This is a genomic window from Chromohalobacter nigrandesensis (genome assembly GCF_023061285.1).
Classification (GTDB): Bacteria; Pseudomonadota; Gammaproteobacteria; order Pseudomonadales; family Halomonadaceae; genus Chromohalobacter; species Chromohalobacter nigrandesensis.
The window spans coordinates 76,776-100,439 of sequence record NZ_JAKGAM010000001.1; the positions used below are offsets into that span (position 1 = coordinate 76,776).

The following is a 23,664-nucleotide window of genomic DNA, read 5'->3' on the forward strand; positions in this document are numbered from 1 at the left end:
AGGCCCATGCATCCCAGTATCGGTCATGCCATCTTCTGCCACTCGATCAAGGCCGCTGCCACGGCATTAGGGTCCCATCCGCTGCGATGCAAACCCGACGACATGATAGCCGCCTGCGCGCCCTGACGTGCCACGAACAAGCGATATCCCAGGTAATCGCCACGTTCGCAACGCGCATTGACCTGCCCGCAGACCACACGGTTGGACGGCCCGCCGACACGAGGGCCGACGGCACGAACATCGCGAAAGACCGCAGTGGCGGGATACTTGAGCAACTTCCTGACGCTCGCCTGGGCCAGGTACATTTCTTCATCGGTCGCCGACATCCATTGCAAGTGATCGCGCGCGATCTGCGCCGTGATCGCCTCTGGCTTATCGGGGGGCTGCGCCGGCAGCGACGATGAATCGTCGAGCAAGCCGCCGCTGACGAGGAGCAAGATGCCCCAAAGTTTCATGTTGTCTCCTTACTCTGGATATCTGGGGAGCGACGCTCGCTGTCGACGTCGGATGGCGGTCGAACGCCACATCCCTTGAGAATGACATGGCACAGAAAATCGGTGATCGCACGGTAATCGCTTTCCCCGAGCGCCGCCTGATCGGTAATGCCCAGTATCTGCGCCTCGAAATCCGCATAGTGCTGGGTGGCCGACCAGATCAAGAAGATCAGCCACACCGGATCGACGGGGTCCATCAAGCCCTTTTCCGACCAGCGCTCAAAGACACGTGCCCGCGCGCGCACCCACTCGCGCAGTTCGCCGTGCAAGTATTCCTGTAGAAAAGGCGCGCCCTGAAGCACCTCGGCGGCAAACAACCGCGAACCTTGGGGGTGTTGCCGGGTCAGGCGCATCTTGCTGCGAATGAAGCCTTCCAGTACCTCGCCCGGATCATCGTTCTCGCCGATATCGTCGAGCATGGCGTTCCAGCGCGCCATCATACGCTCGAGCAGCGTCACGTACAGCTTGCGCTTGCTGCCTACATAATAAAGCACGTTGGATTTGGGCAGCCCAGCCGCTTCGGCGATGGCCTGCACGCTCGCGCCTCGATAACCATGGCACGCAAATACACGTTCAGCCGCCTCGAGAATCATGCTTTCATTGCGCGCCCGCGTTCCCGACTCGGGCGAATTCATCGATGTCATGGCCGCTCTCTTCGTCTGCCGGTAAGGAAGTCTGCCCCAGCGAGCGTCACCAGTGCAACGCACACCAACGCCTGTTGCCCCGCTGCATGGCGCTCGATCTGCGCGCGTCGGCAGACGACAAACAAGTGCAAAAGGGGCTTGTCATACGTGCCATTTTGGTCAAGGCTTAACAGAGTTGACCAAATGGTCATATTGGCATGCGCGGTGCGCACCTCGGACCACAACGACAACCCGATGGACACTCCGATGATCGAGTTTTATCTCAATGGCGAAGCGCAACGCTGCTCATCGCTAGCGCCGGAGACCAGCATTCTGGAACTCTTGCGCAACGAATTGCAGCGAACCGGCACCAAGGAAGGCTGCGCCTCGGGCGATTGCGGCGCCTGCACGGTCGCCATCGGCGAGCCCGACCGCGACGGCCACCTGCACTATCACAGCACCAATGCCTGCATCACCCCAGCCCATCAACTACAGGGGCGCCATCTCGTCACCGTCGAGGGGCTCGCGCGTGGCGACGCCTTGCATCCCGTCCAGGCGGCCATGGTCGAATGCCATGCCAGTCAGTGCGGTTTCTGTACCCCCGGCATCGTCATGTCACTGTTCACGCTTCACGAGCGCCAGCGCCAGTCACCGATAGCGCTGGACGATGCCTGCCTTGAGGCAACGCTGGGCGGCAATCTATGCCGTTGCACGGGCTACCGGCCCATCCAGAAGGCCGCACGCCTCATGACCGACCAACCCGACGTGCGCCCGCCCTGGGCGGATGACCCAAGGTTCGACAACGATGTCGCGGCCTTGGAGAACACGCTCGAGACCACCGGCTATGCCATACCGAGCACATTGGAGACCTTGCACGCACTACGCCGTCAATATCCGGAGGCGCGCCTGGTGGCCGGCGCCACCGACCTGTGGCTCGAGGCCACACAACGGCTCGACGCCTTCGAGAACCTGATCGACGTCAGCCGCGTCGCCGAATTGCAGGCAATCGACGAGACACCCGACGGCTGGTGGATCGGCGCCAGCGTCACTTACGCGCGCCTCGAACCCCTGCTCGACGAGTTTTACCCCGCGTTCGCTCGGCTATTACGGCGCCTGGGCTCCGCGCAGATCCGCAATCGCGGCACTCTGGGCGGCAACATCGCCAATGCCTCACCCATCGGCGACACGCCCCCGATATTGCTCGCGCTGGATGCCCACTTGGCGCTGGAAGGCCCCGATGGCGCCCGTAAACTGCCTCTGGAGGCCTTCTTTCTCGACTACAAGCGCACCGCCCTCGAGCCCGGTGAATTCATCCGCGCCATCTTTCTGCCGCGCCCCGAAAGCGACCAGCATCTCGATGTCTGGAAACTCTCCAAGCGCCGCGAGGACGATATCTCGGCGGTGCTCGGCGCCTTTGCCTGGCGCGAGGAAAATGGCTGCCTGCACGATGTTCACCTGGCCTTCGGCGGCATGGATGCCACGCCACGACGCGCCCATGCCACCGAAGCCGCCCTGGAGGGACAAGCCCCCGATGTGGCGACAATCGATGCGGCTCGCCAAGCGCTTGAGCGCGACTTCAGTCCGCTCGATGACGTGCGTGGCTCCGCCGCCTACCGCCGGCTCGCGGCTGCCAACCTACTCGAACGCCTGCGCCTGACGATCGGCCACGACGCCGCCCAGGAGGTCTGCCTCGATGCGTACGCTCACTGATCTCTCACGCCCGACGGCCGGCCCGGAAACACCCGACCGCCCCGCAGCACAGGCGGACGCTCGGCATGCCCCCGCGCATGACAGCGCCATCCTGCATGTCACCGGCCGCGCGCGATATCTCGACGATCAACCCGCGCCCGCGGATGCGCTGCACGTCGCCGTAGGACTGAGCCCGTCCGCACGCGGCAGGATTACACAGATGAATCTCGACGCGGTACGCCGTGCCCCCGGCGTCGTCGACGTCATCACCGTCGTCGATATCCCCGGCAAGACCGACGTCGGCCCTGTGTTTCCGGGGGACCCACTACTCGCCGATGCCGAGGTGCGCTATGTCGGGCAGCCGCTGTTTGCAGTGGCCGCCACCGATTTCAAGGCAGCCCGCCGCGCCGTGACACTTGCCGAGGTCGAGATCGATGCTCAGCCCGCACGACTCGACGCCGTTGCGGCCGCCGAGGCCGAGGAATGGGTCCGCCCCCCGCATGTTCAGCAAAGCGGCGACTGGCAACAGGCGCTTTCCGATGCCACTCACGTGCTCGAGGCCGAACAATTCGTCGGTGGGCAGGAGCACTTCTACCTCGAGGGGCAAGCCTGTCTGGCGCTGCCCAACGAGGACGACGGCGTCATTGTGCATACCTCCAGCCAGCATCCCAGTGAAGTACAGAAACTCATTGCCGAAGTGCTGGGCGTAGCATTTCATGCCGTGACCGTGGAAGTGCGTCGCATGGGCGGCGGCTTCGGCGGCAAGGAAACCCAGGCCGCACCGTGGGCGTGCCTGGCCGCGCTGCTGGCCCGCCGTACCGGGCGCGCCATTCGCCTGCGCCTGCCGCGCGGCGATGACATGCGCGCCACCGGCAAGCGCCACCCCTTTCATAACCGCTATCGGTTGGGGTACGACGCCCAGGGTATATTGCTGGGAGGCGAGATCACCACCATCGGCGACTGCGGCCACTCGCCGGACTTGTCCGAAGCCATCGTCGACCGTGCCATGTTCCATGCCGATAACGCCTACTCGCTGGGTGACGCCCGGGTCACCGGGATTCCCGCGCGCACGCACAATCCGTCCAATACCGCTTTTCGCGGCTTCGGCGGCCCCCAGGGCATGATGATCGTCGAGCGCGCCATGGACGATATCGCGCGACATCTGGGCGAAGACCCGCTGACGATCCGCAAGCGCAACCTCTATCGCCCCGGCCGAGACGTCACCCATTACGGACAACACGTCGAACAGACCGCACTGCTGCACGAGATCGTCTCGCGGCTCGAAACCGACAGCGACTACTGGGCACGACGCGACGCCATTCGCGCCTACAACGCGCAGAGTTCGGTCCTCAAGAAGGGGCTGGCGCTGACCCCGGTGAAATTCGGCATTTCGTTCACCGCCAAGCACCTCAATCAGGCTGGCGCGTTATTACACGTCTACACCGACGGCAGCGTGATGATCAATCACGGCGGCACCGAGATGGGCCAGGGGCTGCACACCAAAGTCGGGCAAGTCGTCGCCCGCGAACTGGGGCTCGACAACAGCGCCGTGCGCATTTCCGCCACGCGCACCGACAAGGTGCCCAACACCTCGCCGACCGCCGCCTCCAGCGGCGCCGATCTCAACGGCATGGCGGCCCGCAACGCGGCCATCCAGGTTCGCGAACGGCTTTTCGATTTCGCCGCTGAACACTTTTTTCAAGATCAGCAGTTCGATCGCGAAGGCATGCGTCTCGAAAACGGCGAACTGGTCGCCGGTAGTAGCGAGAGCGGCGAGAACGAACGTCGAATCGCCTGGGGCGAGCTCATCCAGGCCGCTTATCTGGGACGCGTGTCGCTCTCGGCGACGGGGTTCTATGCCACGCCGTTGATTCATTACGACCGCGCCGCCGGTCAGGGGCGCCCCTTCTACTACTACGCCCATGGCGCGGCGGTGTCGGAGGTCGTCGTCGATACCCTGAGCGGCGAATATCGCGTCACTCGCGTGGACATCCTGCACGACGTCGGCGACTCGCTGAACCCGGCGATCGACACGGGCCAGGTCGAAGGCGGGTTCATTCAGGGCATGGGCTGGCTAACCAGCGAGGAGCTCAAGTGGGACGCCACCGGTCGCCTGCTGAGCGACGGGCCGGCGACCTACAAGATCCCCACTATCGGCGATACACCGCCCGACTTTCGCGTCTCACTGCTCGAGGGGCACCCCAATTCGCAGGCCAGTCTGTACCGTTCCAAGGCGGTGGGCGAGCCCCCCTTCATGCTGGCGATCTCGGTGTGGTCAGCACTACGCGACGCACTGGCGAGCCTCGCCGATTATCGCGTCAGCCCCGCCCTGGATACGCCGGCCACGCCGGAGCGCGTGCTCTTCGCCGCGCAGGCTTTGCGCCAAGCTCCTGAAACGAAGACGCCAGCGGAGACGACGCGATGAATCCCGAGACCTGGCACAGCGCCCTGCACCGTCTGCAGGTCGAGGCCGCACCTCACGTGCTGATCAGCGTGGTCGGTGCCGAAGGCTCCACACCGCGCGAGCCCGGTGCCAAGATGGTGGTGACCGCCGAGACCAGCCACGATACGCTCGGCGGTGGTCGCTTCGAGTACCAGGCCATCGCCTGCGCACGCGACATGCTCGCCGCCAGCGCGCGTGGCGAGCAGACGACCACGCCACGTCTCGAAGCCTTTCCCCTGGGCGGCCGCAGCGGGCAGTGTTGCGGCGGTCATGTCAGCTTGCTGTTCGAGTGCTTCGCGGGCGCCGAGCAGCACATCGCCATATTCGGTGCCGGCCACGTCGCCCAGGCACTCGTGCCCTTGCTGACCCCCCTTGGCTGGCGGATACATTGGTTCGACAGCCGTGCCGACGCCTTCGCAGCACTCGCGCCCTCGCCGCGCGTCGATTGCCAACACCTCGACGAGAGCGCCATCGCGTCGGCCATTGAGAGGGCCCTGGAAAACCTGCCGCACGCTGTCCATGCGCTCGTCATGACCCATGATCACACTCAGGACCGCCGCCTCATCGACGCCCTGCTCGGCCATGACGGCGTGGCCTCCATCGGCTTGATCGGCTCGCAAAGCAAGTGGGCGAGTTTTCAGCGTCCCTTGGGCGAGGCCGGGCACGACGCGACCGCTTTGGCCCGGGTACGCTGCCCGATCGGCATCCCCGGTGCGGGCGGCAAGCGGCCCTATGAGATCGCGTTGGCCATCGCCGCCGAATTACTGACCTTTGCCCCGGCCGAGACCCAAGCGTCACAGCGCGGCGTGACGCCCACCACCTGGCGCCAGACGACCGGCCAAGGTGTGCACCTCTGAGGCCGATAGCAGAGCACCGTTTTCGTCATTTTCTATCTACAAGAGCGTTTCCATGACTCACTCCCGACTGCTACGCGGCGCCGTGCTGACCTTCGATGCCGATCCCGGCGAAGCGCCCACCCCGGAAGCCGATAGCCTGCGCTATTGGGAAGATGGCGCCGTGTGGGTGGAAGGTGGCCGCATTCGCGCCGTCGACGACTTTTCCGTCCTCGCCCCGCATGTCCCCGAGGAAATCGCGGTCGTCGACTACCGCGGCAAGCTGATCATGCCCGGCTTCATCGACAGCCATGTCCATTATTCACAGCTCGACATCATCGCCTCGTTCGGCCGCGAACTGCTCGACTGGCTCAACGACTACACCTTCCCCGCTGAATGCCGTTTCGCCGAACGCGCCCATGCCGCAGACGTCGCCGAGCGCTTCCTCGACGAGATGCTGCGTGGCGGCACCACCACCGCCCAGGTCTTCTGCACCTCTCACCCTGGCTCGGTAGATAGCATCTTCAGTGCCGCCGGCAAGCGCCGGCTGCGCCTGCTGGCGGGCAAGGTACTGATGGACCGCCACGCCCCGGAGGCACTCACCGACACCGCCACCGGTGGCATCCGCGACAGCGAGCGGCTCATCGCCGACTGGCACGGTAAGGATCGTCTGGCCTATTCGCTGACGCCGCGTTTCGCCCCGACATCGAGTCGCGAACAACTCGATGCCGTGGGGGGCGTGCTGCGCAACGACCCAAGCCTGTACCTGCAAAGCCATCTCTCGGAGAACCGAGGCGAACTCGACTGGGTCGCTGAACTGTTCCCCGAATGTCGGGACTACCTTGCCGTCTACGAACGTTATGGGCTGGTCGGCCCGCGCAGCACCTACGCGCACGGCATTCATCTCTCCGAGGACGAGCGCGCGCGGCTCGCCGATGCCGGCGCCAATATCGCCTTCTCGCCGACGTCCAACCTGTTTCTGGGCAGCGGGCTCTTCGATCGCCTCGCCACCCGTGACGCCGGCGTCGTCACCTCGCTGGCCAGTGACGTGGGCGCCGGCACCGGGCTATGCGGCCTGACGACGTTACAAGGCGCCTATCAAGTCGGCGCCTTGCTTGGGCAGCCGTTGACCGCCTGGCAGGGGCTTTATCGGCTCACGCTGGGCAATGCTCGGGCGCTGCACCTCGATCACTGCATCGGTCGCGTACAAGCGGGGCACGAAGCCGACCTGGTGGTGCTGGATATGGCCGCCACACCGTTGCTGGCGCGTCGCACCCAAGTGGCCGAATCACTCGGCGAGCGGCTCTTCGCGCTGATGATGCTGGGTGATGACCGCTGCGTGTACGCCACCTGGGCCGATGGCGACCTAGTGCACCAACGCGATGCACGCGATCACCGTGGAGCACCAATGGAGCGCGCAGCCGCACATTCATGAAGCATCGATCCTCGCCAGCGCCCAGACATGCGGCGAGCCTGGCGATGACACACACTTGGCACTCCTATTGCTTATGCATTGCAGCATGATTTTGTATACATAAAGTCCGCCGCACGATCGGGCACAAGGAGCCAAGCCATGTCAGTCGATCACCCCCTCTACCGACTCGAGGATCGCCCCGGGCCGCTGGCCGCGCTGCTCGCCGCCGTACAACACGTCCTTGCCAGCTTCGTGGGGATTATCGCACCCAGCCTAATCGTCGGCAGTGCCTTGGGGCTCGGCCAGTACATGTCGTATCTGATCAGTATGGCGCTGTTCGTCTCGGGCGTGGCGACATGGGTACAATCCCAGCGCCTCGGGCCGCTCGGCTCGGGGCTCTTGAGTGTTCAGGGAACGAGTTTCTCGTTCGTCGCTGCACTGATAGCCGCCGGCGAGACCGCGCGTGCCGGCGGTGCCAGCGACGAGGCCGTCATCGCGACGTTGCTCGGCGTTTGTGCCGTGGGCAGTTTCATCGAGATCGCCCTCGGCGGCATGCTGCATCGCCTCAAGCGCATCATAACGCCCACCGTGACCGGCGTGGTCGTGACCTTGATCGGCCTGTCGCTGGTCAAGGTCGGCGTCACCGACATGGCCGGCGGGGTCGGCGCCGAGGATTTCGGCAGCCTCACCAACCTGGGCCTGGCGGCGCTGGTGATCGTCGTGGTGCTGGCTTGTCAGATGTCCCGACACACCTGGCTACGCATCGGCTCGGTGTTCTTCGGGCTCGTCATTGGCTGTCTCGTGGCAGCGCTGACCGGCCAGTTCGAAGGTCGTCCCGAGACACTTGAATGGTTCGCCCTGCCGCAGCCGCTGCGCTTCGGCATCGGCTTCGACTGGACGGCCTTCATCCCCGTGGCGTTCATCTTCCTGGTCACCGCCATCGAGACCGTGGGCGATCTCACCGGCACGTCACGCGCCTCGGGCGAGCCCGTCAGCGGCCCGGTCTATCAACGCCGGATACGCGGCGGCGTGCTGGCCGATGGTGTCAACTCCTTGATCGCGGCACTATTCAATACGTTCCCGAACACCACCTTCAGCCAGAATACCGGCGTCGTGCAGTTGACCGGTGTGGCCAGTCGCCATGTGGGGCGCTACGTCGCGGTCATCCTGCTGTTGCTGGGCCTCATTCCCGCCCTCGGCACTCTGCTGCAATTCATTCCACGCCCCGTGCTCGGCGCCGCGACGACCTTGATGTTCGGTCTGATCGCCGTCTCCGGCATTCGCATCCTCAGCGACCAGACGATGACCCGCAAGACAATCATGACCATCGCCGTGTCGCTAGGCATGGGGCTCGGCGTTCAGCTCGTTCCCGAAGCTCTCGCAGGGCTTCCCGAGACCGCCGAACGCATCTTCTCCTCGCCGATCACTACCGGCGGGTTGGCCGCCATCCTGTGCACCCTGTTGCTGCCCGGCAGCACCGAGGACGCCAAGGAGCCCGCCGACGCGACGCCACGCGCCACGGCATCCAATCAGTCTTCGTAAGTCATAACGATCTCGTGCCCCATAACAATCGATCGAAGGAGTTCGCCATGTCTCGCTCAGCACAACACGCTTCGCCCTTGCACGTTCTCATCGTCGGCGCGGGAATGGGCGGCCTGAGTACCGCGCTTGCCTTTCAACACCAGGGCCACCGGGTCACCGTCGTCGAGCGTGTCCAAGAAATACGCCCGATAGGCGCGGCCATTTCTCTATGGCCCAACGGGGTCAAGATCATGCACCGCCTGGGGCTCGGCGACACCATCGAGCGGCTCAGCGGCGAGATGACCCGGATGCGCTATCTCACCCACCACGGGCAGACCTTGACCGATTTCAGTCTCGCGCCGCTGTTCGAAGACGTCGGGCAGCGCGCCTGCCCCATCGCGCGCGCCGCTTTGCAGCAGACACTCTTCGAGGCAGTGGATGACGCGCATATCCAGCTCGGGCGTTGCTGCCACGATTACACGCTGACGGACGACAGCGTCACGGCACATTTCGAGGATGGCGGCAGCCTCCACGCCGACTTGCTGGTGGTCGCCGACGGCACGCACTCGCGGCTACGCGGCAAGCTCACCGGGCACACCGTGGAGCGCCAGTACGTGGGATACGTCAACTGGAACGTACGCGTGGCCGCCGACGACGATCTGGCACCGCTGCAAAATTGGGACCAATACGTCGGTGACGGCAAGCGCGTCTCGTTGATGCCCATGGGTAGCGGTGGCAATGATCAGGGCGCGCCGGAATTCTACTGTTTCTTCGACGTGCCCTTGCCCGCCGGGACAGCGAACGACCCGCAGCACTATCGCGATGAACTGCGCGCGCATTTCGCCGGCTGGGCCGAGCCGGTACACGCCTTGATCGAGCGTTTCGATCCCCAGCGCATGGCGCGCCTCGAAATCCACGATATTCCACCCCTCGATACGCTCACCGCGCCCCGCGTGGCGCTGCTCGGCGACGCCGCGCACGGCATGGCGCCGGATCTCGGCCAAGGTGGCTGCCAGGCCATGGAAGATGCCTGGGTGCTTGCCGAGGCCGTACAGCATGCCCTTGATGCGCACACCGACACCTCGACAGCGATTGCCACGGCACTGACGCACTACGATGCCGCGCGTGTCGAGCGCGTCGGCGAAATCGTCTCCCGTGCACGCAAGCGCGCGGGGATGATCCATGGCCTGGACCCCGAACAGACCCATGCCTGGTATAACGAACTCGCCCATGAAGACGGCGACACCATCCTCGCGGGGCTCAAGAAGACCGTTGTCGGCGGGCCGCTGGGCTAGATAGCCGAGCCTGATTGAACACCCGTAAGCAAGACTTAAGCTTTACGCAGCATGCTACACTGGTCTGGTGCGTTTCATCGTCGTCGAACTGGCTCAGCGTCAGCAGGCGACACTCCAACTGCGCAACCGTCCTGAACATGGACTCGAGGCCACCATCGTCTGGGAGATATCCCATCAGCCACGCCGGTAGTCGTCATCGAGGCGCACGATATCGTCTTCGCCGAGATACGCGCCGCTTTGCACCTCGATGAGTTCGAGTTCGATGCGGCCGGGGTTTTCCAGACGGTGTTCAATGCCCAAGGGGATGTACGCGGACTGGTTTTCACCCAACAGGAAGGTCTCGTCTCCCCGGGTGACACGCGCGGTGCCCGAGACCACGATCCAGTGCTCGGCGCGATGATGATGGCGTTGCAGCGACAGGCGGGCGCCGGGGCGTACACGAATATGCTTGACCTGAAAGCGTGCGCCCTGCTCGACGCATTCGTAACTGCCCCACGGACGATAGGCACGCCGATGCGCGGCGCCCTCCTGACGCCCGAGCGATTGCAGACGCGCGACCAGCGTCTTGACCTCCTGAACGCGGTGACGATCGGCCACCAGCACGGCATCAGAGGTTTCGACGACAACCAGATCCGACACCCCGAGTGTCGCGACCAAGCGCGACTGCGACTGTACCCAGGCGTCTCGCGTGTCTTCTGCGATGACGTCACCGCGCAGCAGATTGCCGTCATCGTCTTTCAAGGCGACGTCCCACAGTGCCTGGTAGGAACCGACATCCGACCATCCCGCCGTCAGAGGAACGACGACACCGCCCCGGGTATGTTCCATGACGGCGTAGTCGATGGATTCGGCCTCGCATTCGGCGAATGCATCCGCCTGCGGGCGTAGAAAATCGAGATCTGTCCCGCGCCCGGCCCAGGCCTTCTCCACTGAAGCATGCATGGCCGGCCGCCAATGCCTCAGCTCTTCCAGATAGCGATCCCCACGCAACAGAAACATGCCGCTATTCCAGAGATGATGGCCGTCATGGGCGAATTCACGCGCGCGGATGGCATCCGGTTTTTCCACGAAGCGTGTGAGCGGCTGTAGACCCGCCGTGACGTCGGCGACCTCCAGATAGCCATAGCCGGTTTCCGCTCGCGTCGGCACGATACCGAAGGTCACCAGATCGCCTCGCCCCGCCGTCGGCAGCGCCGTCTTCAATGCCGTATGGAAAACCGCCACGTCTTCGAGGTGATGATCGGAAGGCAATACCAGCATGGGGGCGTCACGGCACGCACTGTCTTGGCGCGCCTCCTGGCATAGCGCCGCCAGGGCAATCGCCGGCGCAGTGTCGCGTCCCTCGGGTTCAAGCACGATATCCGCTTCACAGCCGATTTCACGCAACTGCTCGGCGACCAGAAAGCGATGGGCGTCCGCGCAGACGACGATGGGACGTGCCACCTCGAGCCCCTTCAAGCGCAAAAGCGTCGCCTGCAACAAGCTCCGCTCGCCCAGCAACGCCAGGAATTGCTTGGGCGTATCGCGACGCGACAGCGGCCACAGGCGGGTTCCATTACCGCCAGCGAGAATCACGGGCGTCAGCATGGCATCTTCCTCATTCGGTCACATCTCTGAGCGTACGGTAACCAGCTACAGTTCCAAGCCTTGGCAAAGTAATGGATCTACCGCAAGTAAGACCGTCACTGCAACGTAAAACGGCGCCCGCGAGGCGCCGTTTGCATATCCAACTGACTCACATACGCCACTGGCCCGATTCACGCCGACTGGAGTGAATCGCCCCTGCCCACGGCGAAGTACAGCAAGCCTTCGCGCTTGACCGCCTGCGGGTCGAACAGATTGCGCCCATCGACCACCACCGGCATACGCAGTTTCTCCTTGAGCCAGGCGAAGTCGATGCTGCGAAAGGCCTTCCATTCGGTGCAGATCACCAGGGCATCGGCACCTTCCACGGCCTGCTCGCGGTTCTCGACCAGGGCGAGGTCATCACGCTGGCCGTAAATCCGCCGACATTCACCCATGGCTTCCGGGTCGAAGGCTTGCACGCGTGCCCCTGCGGCCCACAACGCTTCCATCAAGGCACGACTGGGCGCCTCGCGCATGTCATCAGTATTCGGCTTGAAGGCCAGCCCCCACACGGCAATCGTCTTGCCGCTGAGATCGCCATCGAATGCCTGGGAAAGCTTGGCGAAGAGCGTAGCTTTCTGCCGCTGGTTGACCCCTTCAACGGCCTCGAGCAACTCGGCGCGATAGCCGATCTCGCCGGCGGTACGCGCCAGCGCCTGCACGTCCTTGGGAAAACAGGAACCGCCGTAGCCACAGCCGGGATAGATGAAGAGATAGCCGATGCGCGGGTCGCTGCCGATGCCGCGACGCACCTGTTCGATATCGGCCCCCAGGCGTTCGGCCATATTGGCGATCTCGTTCATGAAGCTGATCTTGGTGGCCAGCATCGCGTTGGCGGCGTACTTGGTCAGCTCGGCGCTACGGATATCCATGAACATCAACTTTTCATGGTGGCGGTTATAAGGACCGTAGCACTCGCGCATCGTCTCGCGCACACGTTCGGCATCGGTGCCGACGATGATCCGCGCGCCGTGGGTGAAGTCCTCGATGGCGGCACCTTCCTTGAGGAATTCAGGATTGGAGCAGACATCGACGGTCAGCGAAGAACCCCGGGCGTCGAGCTCGCCTTGAACGGCATCGCTCACTTTGTCCGCCGTCCCCACCGGCACGGTCGACTTGTCGACGACGACCTTGTCGTCGCCCATGTGCTGGCCGATGCTGCGCGCCACGGCGAGAACGTACTGTAGATCGGCGCTGCCGTCTTCGTCCGGCGGCGTGCCCACGGCGATGAACTGCAGCGGGGCGAAATCGACGGCAAACGCTGCATCGGTAGTGAAACGCAGGCGCCCTTCCTCGACATTATGACGTACCATGGCGTCGAGCCCTGGCTCGTAAATGGGAATCTCGCCACGCTCGAGGCGTGCGATCTTGTCGGCATCGACATCCATGCACATGACATCGTGCCCCACATCCGCCAGGCAGGTCCCGGTGACCAGGCCTACGTACCCCGTGCCGAAGATGCTGATTTTCATCGTGTGTCGTCCCTTACCTGTCATGTCGTCAAAAAAACGTGGGCGTCAAACCCGAGCGAGTATCAAACTTGATAGAACGTGCGATACCAGTCGACGAAGCGGGCCACGCCTTCCTCGACACCAACCGACGGGCGGTAACCGACCGCCTCGAAAAGCGCCTCGGTATCGGCCCAGGTACGCGGCACATCGCCCGGCTGCATGGGCTGATAATCGCATTGCGCGGTGCGCCCGGTCACGCGCTCCAGGGCGCGCACGAAATCCATCAATGCCACGGGGCTGCCGTGGCCGATATTGTAGAGGGCGAACGGCGCGGTGCTTTGATCCGGCGCCGTCGCTTGCCGCTGGGGATCGCCCTGGGGAATCACATCCTGGATACGCACCACGCCCTCGACGATATCGTCGATATAGGTGAAGTCCCGCGACAGCTCGCCGTGATTGAAGATCGGCAGCGGCTCGCCGGCGAGGATCGCCCGGGTGAACTTGAACATCGCCATGTCCGGGCGTCCCCACGGGCCATAGACGGTGAAGAAGCGCAGCCCCGTGGTGGGGATCCCATACAAGTGCGCGTAGCTATGCGTCATCAGCTCGTTGGACTTCTTGGTCGCGGCGTAGAGGCTGATGGGATGATCCACGGCATCGGCGGTCGAGAACGGTACATGCGCATTCTGACCGTATACCGAGCTCGATGAGGCATAGACCAGGTGCGGCACCTGCTGCTGGCGACAGCCTTCCAGCACATTGAGATGACCGACGAGATTGGACTGCGCGTAGACATGCGGGTTATCCAGCGAATAGCGCACCCCGGCCTGCGCGGCGAGGTGGATGACGCGGTCGAAGCGCTCGCCGGCGAACAACGCTTGCATGGCCGCCTGATCGGCGAGATCGATGCGCGCGAAGCGCACATTGGGCAATGCAGCCAGATCGTCGAGGCGCGCCTGCTTGAGCGCCACGTCGTAGTAATCGTTGAGATTATCGATGCCGACGATAGTGTGGCCATCGGTCGCCAAGCGCTTGGCCACGGCATGACCGATGAACCCGGCCATGCCCGTAATCAGAATATTCATGGGGTTACCGGTCTCTCCTGTGATGGCGCGCACTATAGCATGGCGCTGGGGACGGGCCGATCCATGCAACGCACTTCATTGACGAGGCGCAAGCCAGGCGAGAATACCCACGAACAAGAGCACCAGGGCGAGCAACGAAAGACCGTCGAGCACGTTTTCCAGCGACAACAAGCGCGGATCGTTGGCAACCACCTGATGCGCATTGTGCATGCCCTGCAGGGCCAGTTGGCCCACGGCCGCAATCAGCGTCAGCATCATTCCCAATGGCAGGCTGGCACGCAGCCATGTCGGCAAGCGTGGGAACGACAACTGAGGACGGGAAGCCGGCTGCTTCTGCGTTTTCGCACCGGCCCGCGAGGCACCTTTGCGCGAAGCGGCATTGGCACGCTTGGGTGCGCTCTTGCTATGTGACTTGCTGCGTGACTTGCCCTGTGGCTTGTCGGAAGACGATGCACGCCGCCCCATCCAGCGATAAATCAGCATGGTAAAGGCGGCTGTCAGCGCCACCGCAGAAATCAATATGGAAAGGAACAAGGAGAGCGAGGCCATGGAATCCCGTTGTCTTTCGAAGAAGAATAACGCCAAGGATACCAGCGATAGCCCCGTGGTTCAGGCTCACTCGAGCGTCTGGTAACACGCCTGCATTCAGTTATCGAGCTCCACCCCCTGAGCTTCGCTGGCCAACTGTCGCAGATGCGCGATCAGCTCATCGGCGGCGGCGGAGTGCGGCTCCTGACGGCGCGTGATGATGCCGTAGTAGTCCAGCGGCTTGCCGATCACACGTTCGAGCACGACGTATTGCCCGCCCGCCAGCGGCCGCCGCATGACCGAGCGCGGCAATACCGCCAGCATGTCCGAGGACTGCAGCAATTGCAGGGTCGCCTGAATCGAGGTGGTCTCGACCACATTGGCAGGCGTAACGATACCCTCTTCCGCCAGGGCCGACTCGAATACGCCACGCATGGGGCTCGACAGCGGATGCAGTATCCACGGCCATTGGCTCAGTTCGTCCAGTTCCGGCGTGTCGTCAAGGCGCGTCAACGGGTGCTCGCGGCGCACCACGACCCGCAGCGGCTCGTCCAATAGCGGCTCGAAGTCGAACACGTTGTGCTGGCTGACATGCGTCAAACGCCCGATGACCACATCCAGGCGCTTGTGCTCCAGTTCGCGCAGCAGGCGGTCGCTGGTCTGCTCCTGCAGACTTACCGAAAGACGCGGCCGATCACGTTTGAGACGCGCGATGGCCGCCGGCAGGATCTCCGGTGCGGCAGCGGCGATAGCACCGATCAGCAGCTGACCATAGCCCCCTTCACGCAGGTCATTGATGTCATCCACCAGGCGTTCCATGTCGTTGAGCAGGATCCACGCATGGCGAATGACCTGCTCGCCCAGCTCAGTGGGCTGCATGGCCCGCGGCAAACGCTCGAAAAGCGCGAAACCGAAGTACGCCTCCAAATCACGCAGCATCTTGCTCGCCGCCGGCTGACTCAAATGCATGGTCCGCGCCGTGGCATGCATATTGCGACTCTCGGCCAAAGTAGTCAGCAACATCAAATGCTTGAAACGCAACCAGGCACAAAGATGTGTATGTGAAAGCTTGTCCGCCGTCATGATTGCCCTTCCTGATAACCGGAACGAATCACAATGCCATAAACTTCGATTGGATTGTGATTTCAATGCGGCCATAGCCTGAGCGATAAGACAACATCACGCGTTGCACCACTGTGAAGAACAAACACTGTCTTGGTCGCCAAGGCACACAGGGAGAGCGGTATGAGTGCGATCATCAACTACCTCACCAGGATACGCTTCGGCGACGATGCCCTGGAGGACCTGGCCGACGAATTGGCCCAGCTCGGTGTCACCACGCCCTTGATCGTCACCGACGCCGGGCTCACTGCCAGCGGCCTGGTCACGCGCGTTCAAGAGGCCATCGGCGGTACACGCCCGGCCCCGGTCTACGACGGCACGCCGGCCAATCCCACCGAAATCGCCATCGAGGAGGCCGTGGCGTATTACCGCGAGCATGACTGCGATGGCATCGTCGCGCTGGGCGGCGGATCGAGCATCGACCTGGCCAAAGGCGTCGCCCTGCTGGCCAGCCATCCGGCGCCGCTGCGGCAATATGCGGTAATCGATGGCGGCGCGGCCCGCATCGGCAGCCAGATATTGCCGTTGGTGGCCATCCCCACCACCGCAGGCACGGGCAGCGAGGTCGGACGCGCCGCCCTGATCAGCATGCGCGACGAACGCAAGCTCGGCTTTCTTTCGCCGCACCTGATCCCCGACGTGGCGATCTGCGATCCACTGCTGACGCTATCGTTGCCGCCGCACTTGACCGCCGCCACCGGCATGGACGCCATCGCGCATTGCGTCGAGACGTTTCTCAGTCCGCGCTTCAATCCGCCCGCCGACGCTATCGCCCTGGATGGATTGCAACGCGCCACGCGGCATATCCGCACTGCCGTCAGCGACGGCAGCAACCTGGAAGCACGCCGAGAGATGTTGATGGCCGCTACGCAAGGTGCCTTGGCGTTCCAGAAAGGGCTCGGTGCAGTGCACTCTCTTTCCCACGCACTGGGCGGCTTTCACGATCTCAAGCTTCATCATGGCACGCTCAATGCCTTGCTGATGCCCATCGTGCTGCGCTTCAACCAGGATCATTGCGGCGACAAGTTCGCCCGGCTTCGCGACTCGATGGGGCTGGCCCCCGGTACGGATGTCGCCGACGCCTTCACTCAACTCAACATCGACCTGGGCTTGCCCATGCGCCTGAGCGATATGGGCGTCACGCGGGAACGTCTGGCACCGGTCGCCCAATGGGCACTGGAGGACCATTCCACCGCCACTAACCCGCGCCCCCCGTCGCACGACGATTTTCAGCGCATGCTCTTGGAGGCGCTATGAAGATCGCTTTAGAAAATCTTTTAACTAACTGAATAAATAGGAGATTTAACTCACTCTCTAGACTAAAGTCTAGACAAATGAATATTGCGCGCAATGTTCATTAAGGACTAACGTGAAAGACGCATCCCGTACACGACAACACGTCATGACACGCCAATAACAAGGATCGATCATGCTCAAACTGCACAATAAAGCCGGACTCGCCAGCATCGCTGTGTTGCTCACCGCCATCGCCGGCCCGGCCCTCGCCGACTACCCCGAAAAACCCATCACCATCATCGTGCCGTGGGCCGCTGGCGGCGGTACCGACGCCACCGCGCGCACCATCGGCAAGGCGCTGGAAGAAGAGCTCGGCGCAACGGTCAACGTCGTCAACCGTACCGGCGGGAGCGGCGTGGTAGGCCACAGCGCCATCGCCCGCGCCAATCCCGACGGTTACACGCTCGGGTTGGTGACGGGCGAGATCAATATGATGCATTGGCAAGGCCTCACCGATCTGACCTACCGCGACTACACTCCCATCGCGCAGATCAACTACGACTACGCGGGCGTTCAAGTGGCCGCCGACGGTCCCTTCGATGACCTCGAAGACCTGGTTAAAACCGTGGGCGAACAACCCAAGGGTACTTACACCGCCTCCGGTACCGGCCAAGGGGGCGTCTGGCACCTGGCATTCGCCGGCTTCTTGATGGACCAAGGCATGGAACCCGACCGCGTCACCTGGATTCCCAGCCAAGGCGCGGCGCCCGCGATGACCGAACTCGCCGCCGGCGGCATCGACATCGTCCCCAGCTCAGTGCCAGAAGGCCGTTCGATGATAGAAGCCGGACGTGCCAACAGCTTGGGGATCATGGCCCCCGAACGCCTGGATAGTTTCCCCGATGTCCCCACTGTGCAAGAAGCCATCGGCAGCGACTATCAGATCGGCGAATGGCGTGGCATCGCAGGTCCCAAGGGTATGGATCCCGAGATCGTCGCGACGCTGGAAGACGCACTCGAAGCCGCCTACAACAGCGATACCTATCAAAACTTCATGGCCAAGCAAGGCTTCGGCACCGAATGGCGCAATGCCGATGACTTCGGTCAATTGATGGCGGATATGGACGAACGCTTCGGCAAGATCGTCGAACAAGTCGGCCTAGCCAAATAACCCGGAGGCCACGATGAGAGACTTCCTGGTTGGCCTCGCGTTCCTAGTGGCGGGCGCCATCGTCTATGTCGTGGCCCAAGGGTTCCCCACCATGCCGAGCCTGCAGTACGGGCCTTCATTGTTTCCCTCCCTCATCGGGGGAGGGTGCATGATCGGCGGCCTGATACTCGCGATCGGACATGTCAGGGCACTCAAGGGCATCGGAAACGGCATGACCTGGCGCATGAAACGTGAGCAACTGCGCGACACGTTGCTTTCCCTGCTTCCCGCCCTGGCCATCGTTTTTTACATCCTGGCAAGTGAGTGGCTGGGGGCCATGCTGTGTCTGGCATCGATCATGTTCGTATTGATGCTTGCACGGCGCACCTCTCCTCTTCTCGCGTTCGGGATATCCATCGTCGCAGCACTGGTCATCGACCTGGTGTTTTCACGTTACTTGCTCATTCCCCTCCCCGAGGGACTATTGGGCGTCTGGGGGTAAGTAAGCCATGGATGCATTCCTGCAAGGCTTGGCGCTGGTCTTCAATTTCCAGACATTACTGGTGATCGCCGCCGCGGCCATTTTCGGCGTATTCGTGGGCGCCGTGCCCGGACTGACCGCCACCATGGCCGTCGCACTACTGGTTCCCATCACCTTTTACATGGAGTCAACGCCCGCCATCGCAGCCATCGTGACCACATCGGCGATGGCGATCTTCGCCGGCGACATTCCCGGCACCTATCTCAATATCCCCGGTACGCCCGCCTCAGCCGCCTATGTCGGCGAGTCCCATCAACTGGCACGTCAAGGACGCGCGCGGGAAACGCTGGGTACCAACCTTGTATGCTCGGTCTTAGGTGGATTGTTCGGCACCCTGGTGCTGGTCTTCGTGTCGCCTTCGCTCGCCGAGGTCGCGCTCAAGTTCAGTTCGTTCGAGTATTTCTGGCTGGCCTTGCTGGGTCTGAGCTGCTCGATCTTCATCTCCATCGGTTCCAAGACGAAGGCCTTCCTGTCCTTGCTGGTGGGCTTGCTGCTTTCCACCGTCGGCCTCGACATGATGAGCGGCGCCCCGCGTTTTACCTTCGGCATCCCGGATTTGATGGCAGGCATCAACTTCATACCTGTGATGATCGGCATGTTCGCGCTCAATGAGCTGATGAGTTTCTACGGTTCCAGCAATGAAAACCGCAACATCCCCGCCGTGCACAAGGACAAAGTCTTCAGCAGCGTTCCTCAACATATCGGACGCTATTGGCGCAACCTGTTGCGGGGCAGTTCGACCGGCACGCTGATCGGCGCCCTGCCCGGCGCGGGCGCAGACATCGCGGCATGGATCTCCTACGCCATGGGCAAAAGCCGTTCGAAAAACCGGGACGCCTACGGTACCGGCCACATCGAGGGCATCGTCGATGCCAGCTCGGCCAACAACTCGGGTATCAGCGGCGCTTGGGTACCGGCGCTGGTCTTCGGCATTCCCGGCGACTCGATCACCGCCATCGTCATCGGTGTGCTGTACATGAAAGGCATGAACCCTGGCCCCACCATCTTCATGGAGGGCGGCGGTCTGGTCTACGCCCTGTTCACGGTATTCTTCATCGCCAACCTGGTCATGTTGCCCATCGGCTATATCGCCATTCGCTCGGCCAAGGTCTTCATCCTGACGCCGCGCAAGATATTGATGCCGATTATCCTGTGCTTTTGCATCATCGGTGCCTTCGCCATCAACAATGCCATCACCGATGTGTGGATCATGCTGATCATCGGGCTGGTGGCGTTCATCCTGGCACGCAACGACTTCCCCATGGCACCGGCCATTCTGGGCCTGGTACTTGGCGGCACGCTGGAAAACAACTTCATGAGTTCGATGCTCAAGAGCAATGGCGATCTGCTCAGCTTCTTCTCGCGTCCAATCAGCGCAGGCCTGGGCGCCATGGTCATCCTGATCTGGTTTCTGCCGCTGTTCATTCGCCTCTATCGCCGTTATCGCGGCGCTCCCCAATCCCCGAGGACGCCATGACTACCTACTCCCCTGCACAACTTCATGAGCTCTTGACGGCCCTCTTCGAGGAAGCCGGCGCCCATCGGGAGGTCGCCGACACCACCGCCGACGTACTGGTCGAGGGCGATCTTCTCGGTCACCACACGCATGGCATCAAGCTCGCAAATGGCTATCTCAAGGACCTCAAGGCCGGTAAAGCCAGTGGCGACCCCGACACGCTCGAGATGACGGAAAGCAGCCCCGTGGCCGTCGTGATCGACGGACATTATGTGTTGGGGCCGTACCTGGTCAGGCGCGCGCTGGAACATGCACGACAAGCCGCCGAAGGATTCGGCATCGGCATCGTCACGCTCAAGCGCTCCCATCACATCGCCTGCCTGGCAGCCTATCTGCGCCCCCTCGTCGAGCGTAACCTGGTGCCCATCGTGCTGAGTTCGGACCCGTCCGTGGCCTCGGTCGCACCCTACGGCGGCGTTACCCCCGTATATACACCGAACCCGCTGGCCATCGGTCTCCCGGGTCGCGACAACCCCATGCTGATCGACGTCAGCATGTCGAGCATCACCAACGGTACCGTCAACAAGACCCGTGCCGAGGGCGGTAAGCTCATGCATCCGGCGATATTGACGCATCGCGGTACCGCCAGCGACGACCCCGAGGACTTCTTCACCACCCCGCCCGGCAGCATTCTGCCACTCGGCGGCCAGGCCTTCGGCCACAAGGGATTCGCTCTGGGGCTGATGATCGAGGCACTGACCTCGGCCCTCGGCGGTTTCGGCCGCAAGGACACTCCCACCCAATGGGGCGCCTCGACCACCGTAATGGTCATCGATCCGGCACGTTTCGGCGGTACCGATGCCTTCGTCGAAGAAACCGACTTTCTCTCCCAACACTGTCTCGAATCCGAGCGTGCCGATCCGGATATCGCGGTACGCCTACCCGGCCAGTCCGGCCTTGCCAAACGTCAGCGGTATCTACGCGAGGGAATCCCACTACCCGATGATGTCGTCGACGCGCTGCGCCAGGCCGTCGCCGACTCGACACTGGCAGACGGATCATTGAGCCGTTCATTAGGCCTGTGAGCGGAAATGACACGTGAGCGGAGAAATGACATGACGCAAGGCCAATACGACACTCAGACCATCGGCGTCATCGGCACGGGGCTCATGGGCGCACCGATGGCCCGCCGTCTCGCCGAGGCGGGCCATCGAGTCCGCGCCTGGAATCGCACGCCCGACAAGACAGAGACACTGCGCGAGCACGGCATCGACATCGCCCATTCGGCGAACGACGCCGCCACCGACGCCGACCTCGTCATGGTGATGCTCAGCTCGGGACCGGTATGCGATGACATCCTGCTGGGCGCCGGCAGCGTGATCTCCAGCATGACGCCCGGCGCGATTCTGGTGGTGATGAGTTCGATCCCAGTGGAGACCGCCAGGGGCCAGGCCCAAGCCGCCGAGGCAGTGGGCGTCGGCTATCTGGACGCGCCAGTGTCAGGCGGCGAACTCGGTGCCATCGACGGCACACTGGCGATCATGGTCGGCGGCGATCCGGCCACCTACACGCAAGCGCGGGCGCTGTTCGCGCCGCTCGGGCGCGACGTGCATGTCGGCCCCGCCGGTAGCGGCCAACTCGCCAAGCTGGCCAATCAGACCATCGTCGCCAACACCATCGCCACGGTGGCCGAGGCGCTGCTGCTCGCCGAACGCGGCGGCGCCGATCCCGCCAAGGTACGCGAGGCCTTGCTGGGCGGCTTCGCCGACTCGACGATCCTGCAGGTGCATGGCAAACGCATGCTCGAGGAAGACTTTCGCCCTGGCGGGCCCGCCAAATGGCAATGGAAGGACACGCAAACCGCCCAAGCGCTCGCGGATGAATTATCGCTGGAACTGCCGGTATCGCGCCTGGTGGATGGCTTGTTCGGGGATATGGTCGCGCACGGCGACGGCGAGCTGGACCACAGCGCCCTGATCCGCGAGCTGCGTCGGCGCAACGGCGAAAATCCGCGCTAATCGGCACTGAGCCCTCACGCCGAGGGCAGGTTGAAGCAAGGGTCTTTCGACAGGATGTCGAAAGTAGCGCCCAGGGAAGGGTTTATAGCGCTCTTGCGGAAACCTGCTCCCGGTGTCGTGAGGAAGACGCGACCTCGCGCAGGTACTCCGGCACCGCGATCTTGCCCGCATCGCGAAAATCGGCCAGACGCGCCTGCACCTGGGATTCGGAACGCGCCAGATGTTCTTCGAGGGCACGCCCCGCCGCTTCGCCGTGACGGTCACGGGCCTTTTCGAACACCTGCCGGTGCTCGTCAAAGAATGGCGCTACGCTGGGCAGCTCGATCGACGAGCCCAGCAAATGCTTGCTGATCAAGAGAATCGGCCGCGTGCGCCGCAACATGCTCATGATTTCGGCGTTGTTGCCACGCATCAGCACCTCATGGTGAAGGTCGTTCTCGAGGGCATCGAGCAACGCGCTGGGCACCCGGGGATAATCGCGCGCGGCATCGTCCAGACGCGTCAGATAACGCTGTATGTCCGCGTCGCTCAACGTCTCGGCGGCACGGGTCATCATGAACGGCTCCAACTGACGGCGTGCCTGGTAAAGATCGTGCAGGCGCGTGTCGTCCAGCGGCACCACCGTCCAACTGCTGTACTTGACCTTTTCCACCACCCCGATGCTCTGCAGATAGAGCAGGATGCGATGCGTCAGGGTCCGGCTCACCGACAACGAGCGCGCCAGTTGCAGTTCGTTGAGCTCGAAGCGTCCTTTCATCGAGCACAGCACCACGTCGCGCTCCACGCTTTCGGCATGCGCGCGCCAAGTATCCGTGCGTTCGATGCGCGAGGTGCGAAAATCGCTCTTGCCCAACGAACGGCGCACCGCGTCGCCGGGTTGTGCGCCGACCTGGTAGCCGCGTCCCTCGAAACGACAGATCCGCCCTTCCTCGTGAAGACGGGCCAGGGTCTGGCGTACCGGCGAACGACTCATCGCGAAATGCTCGGCGAGATGCCCTTCCAGCAGCACCAAACCCGGCTCGAGACGCCCATCCTCGATGGCCTGGCGAACTACCCGATAAAGTTGCTCCTTCAACGATCTGGCCATGCAGTTGGCGTACTCCCCGATTGATACACGCGCTTCAAGCGCTGTTGAACGT

Annotated in this window: 20 protein-coding genes; 12 read left to right on the forward strand and 8 right to left on the reverse strand. The window is 63.1% G+C overall.

Annotated features, from left to right (window positions below):
- Positions 1-23: 23 nt before the first annotated feature.
- Positions 24-455, reverse strand: a complete 432-nt coding sequence (locus tag L1073_RS00455) for a hypothetical protein (protein WP_246896216.1) — start codon at positions 453-455, stop codon at positions 24-26.
- Positions 452-1,138 (reverse strand): TetR/AcrR family transcriptional regulator, encoded by a 687-nt coding sequence (locus tag L1073_RS00460; protein WP_246896218.1) that lies wholly within the window; start codon positions 1,136-1,138, stop codon positions 452-454. The genes L1073_RS00455 and L1073_RS00460 overlap by 4 nt, the downstream gene beginning before the upstream one ends.
- Positions 1,139-1,384: 246 nt before the next feature.
- Between L1073_RS00460 and xdhA the strand changes: the two genes are divergently transcribed.
- From xdhA to hpxO, 6 genes are all read left to right on the forward strand, one after another.
- Complete coding sequence (gene xdhA, locus L1073_RS00465) at positions 1,385-2,827, forward strand: xanthine dehydrogenase small subunit (protein ID WP_246896219.1); 1,443 nt, start codon at positions 1,385-1,387, stop codon at positions 2,825-2,827.
- Positions 2,811-5,231, forward strand: a complete 2,421-nt coding sequence (gene xdhB / locus L1073_RS00470) for a xanthine dehydrogenase molybdopterin binding subunit (protein ID WP_246896221.1) — start codon at positions 2,811-2,813, stop codon at positions 5,229-5,231. The genes xdhA and xdhB overlap by 17 nt, the downstream gene beginning before the upstream one ends.
- Positions 5,228-6,106, forward strand: a complete 879-nt coding sequence (gene xdhC, locus L1073_RS00475; protein ID WP_246896222.1) for a xanthine dehydrogenase accessory protein XdhC — start codon at positions 5,228-5,230, stop codon at positions 6,104-6,106. The genes xdhB and xdhC overlap by 4 nt, the downstream gene beginning before the upstream one ends.
- A gap of 52 nt (positions 6,107-6,158) precedes the next feature.
- Positions 6,159-7,517 carry a guanine deaminase gene (gene guaD / locus L1073_RS00480; RefSeq protein ID WP_246896224.1) on the forward strand — a complete coding sequence of 453 codons (1,359 nt, stop codon included), beginning with the start codon at positions 6,159-6,161 and terminating at the stop codon, positions 7,515-7,517.
- 138 nt (positions 7,518-7,655) lie between these two features.
- A complete protein-coding gene (locus L1073_RS00485; protein ID WP_246896226.1) occupies positions 7,656-9,038 on the forward strand; it encodes a uracil-xanthine permease family protein in 1,383 nt (460 codons plus the stop codon).
- Between the two features lie 47 nt (positions 9,039-9,085).
- Positions 9,086-10,312, forward strand: coding sequence for an FAD-dependent urate hydroxylase HpxO (gene hpxO, locus L1073_RS00490; protein WP_246896227.1), 1,227 nt, complete (start codon positions 9,086-9,088; stop codon positions 10,310-10,312).
- 174 nt (positions 10,313-10,486) lie between these two features.
- Here hpxO and L1073_RS00495 read toward each other — a convergent pair whose 3' ends face one another.
- The 5 genes from L1073_RS00495 to L1073_RS00515 form a co-directional block, all read right to left on the reverse strand.
- A complete protein-coding gene (locus tag L1073_RS00495) occupies positions 10,487-11,899 on the reverse strand; it encodes a mannose-1-phosphate guanylyltransferase/mannose-6-phosphate isomerase (RefSeq protein WP_246896228.1) in 1,413 nt (470 codons plus the stop codon).
- A 170-nt stretch (positions 11,900-12,069) separates the two neighbouring features.
- Positions 12,070-13,410 carry a UDP-glucose dehydrogenase family protein gene (locus L1073_RS00500; RefSeq protein WP_246896230.1) on the reverse strand — a complete coding sequence of 447 codons (1,341 nt, stop codon included), beginning with the start codon at positions 13,408-13,410 and terminating at the stop codon, positions 12,070-12,072.
- A 62-nt stretch (positions 13,411-13,472) separates the two neighbouring features.
- Positions 13,473-14,474, reverse strand: coding sequence for an NAD-dependent epimerase (locus L1073_RS00505; RefSeq protein WP_246896231.1), 1,002 nt, complete (start codon positions 14,472-14,474; stop codon positions 13,473-13,475).
- 75 nt (positions 14,475-14,549) lie between these two features.
- Positions 14,550-15,023, reverse strand: a complete 474-nt coding sequence (locus tag L1073_RS00510; protein ID WP_246896232.1) for a hypothetical protein — start codon at positions 15,021-15,023, stop codon at positions 14,550-14,552.
- Between the two features lie 96 nt (positions 15,024-15,119).
- On the reverse strand, positions 15,120-16,085 hold the full coding sequence (locus L1073_RS00515) for a LysR family transcriptional regulator (RefSeq protein WP_246896233.1): 966 nt from the start codon (positions 16,083-16,085) through the stop codon (positions 15,120-15,122).
- Between the two features lie 162 nt (positions 16,086-16,247).
- Here L1073_RS00515 and L1073_RS00520 point away from each other — a divergent pair, with 162 nt between their 5' ends.
- The 6 genes from L1073_RS00520 to L1073_RS00545 all read left to right on the forward strand — a co-directional run bounded on the left by L1073_RS00520 (position 16,248) and on the right by L1073_RS00545 (position 22,525).
- On the forward strand, positions 16,248-17,381 hold the full coding sequence (locus L1073_RS00520; protein WP_246896234.1) for an iron-containing alcohol dehydrogenase: 1,134 nt from the start codon (positions 16,248-16,250) through the stop codon (positions 17,379-17,381).
- Between the two features lie 172 nt (positions 17,382-17,553).
- The gene (locus L1073_RS00525; RefSeq protein WP_246896235.1) at positions 17,554-18,531 is read left to right on the forward strand and encodes a tripartite tricarboxylate transporter substrate binding protein; all 978 of its coding nucleotides are present in this window, start codon (positions 17,554-17,556) and stop codon (positions 18,529-18,531) included.
- A gap of 13 nt (positions 18,532-18,544) precedes the next feature.
- Complete coding sequence (locus tag L1073_RS00530) at positions 18,545-19,012, forward strand: tripartite tricarboxylate transporter TctB family protein (RefSeq protein ID WP_246896236.1); 468 nt, start codon at positions 18,545-18,547, stop codon at positions 19,010-19,012.
- Between the two features lie 7 nt (positions 19,013-19,019).
- The gene (locus tag L1073_RS00535) at positions 19,020-20,528 is read left to right on the forward strand and encodes a tripartite tricarboxylate transporter permease (protein ID WP_246896238.1); all 1,509 of its coding nucleotides are present in this window, start codon (positions 19,020-19,022) and stop codon (positions 20,526-20,528) included.
- Entirely contained in the window at positions 20,525-21,592 is a 1,068-nt protein-coding gene (locus L1073_RS00540; RefSeq protein ID WP_246896239.1) for an Ldh family oxidoreductase, read from the forward strand. The genes L1073_RS00535 and L1073_RS00540 overlap by 4 nt, the downstream gene beginning before the upstream one ends.
- A 30-nt stretch (positions 21,593-21,622) precedes the next feature.
- Positions 21,623-22,525 (forward strand): NAD(P)-dependent oxidoreductase, encoded by a 903-nt coding sequence (locus L1073_RS00545; protein WP_246896241.1) that lies wholly within the window; start codon positions 21,623-21,625, stop codon positions 22,523-22,525.
- A gap of 82 nt (positions 22,526-22,607) precedes the next feature.
- Here L1073_RS00545 and L1073_RS00550 read toward each other — a convergent pair whose 3' ends face one another.
- Positions 22,608-23,612, reverse strand: a complete 1,005-nt coding sequence (locus tag L1073_RS00550) for a GntR family transcriptional regulator (protein ID WP_246896242.1) — start codon at positions 23,610-23,612, stop codon at positions 22,608-22,610.
- Between the last annotated feature and the right edge of the window lie 52 nt (positions 23,613-23,664).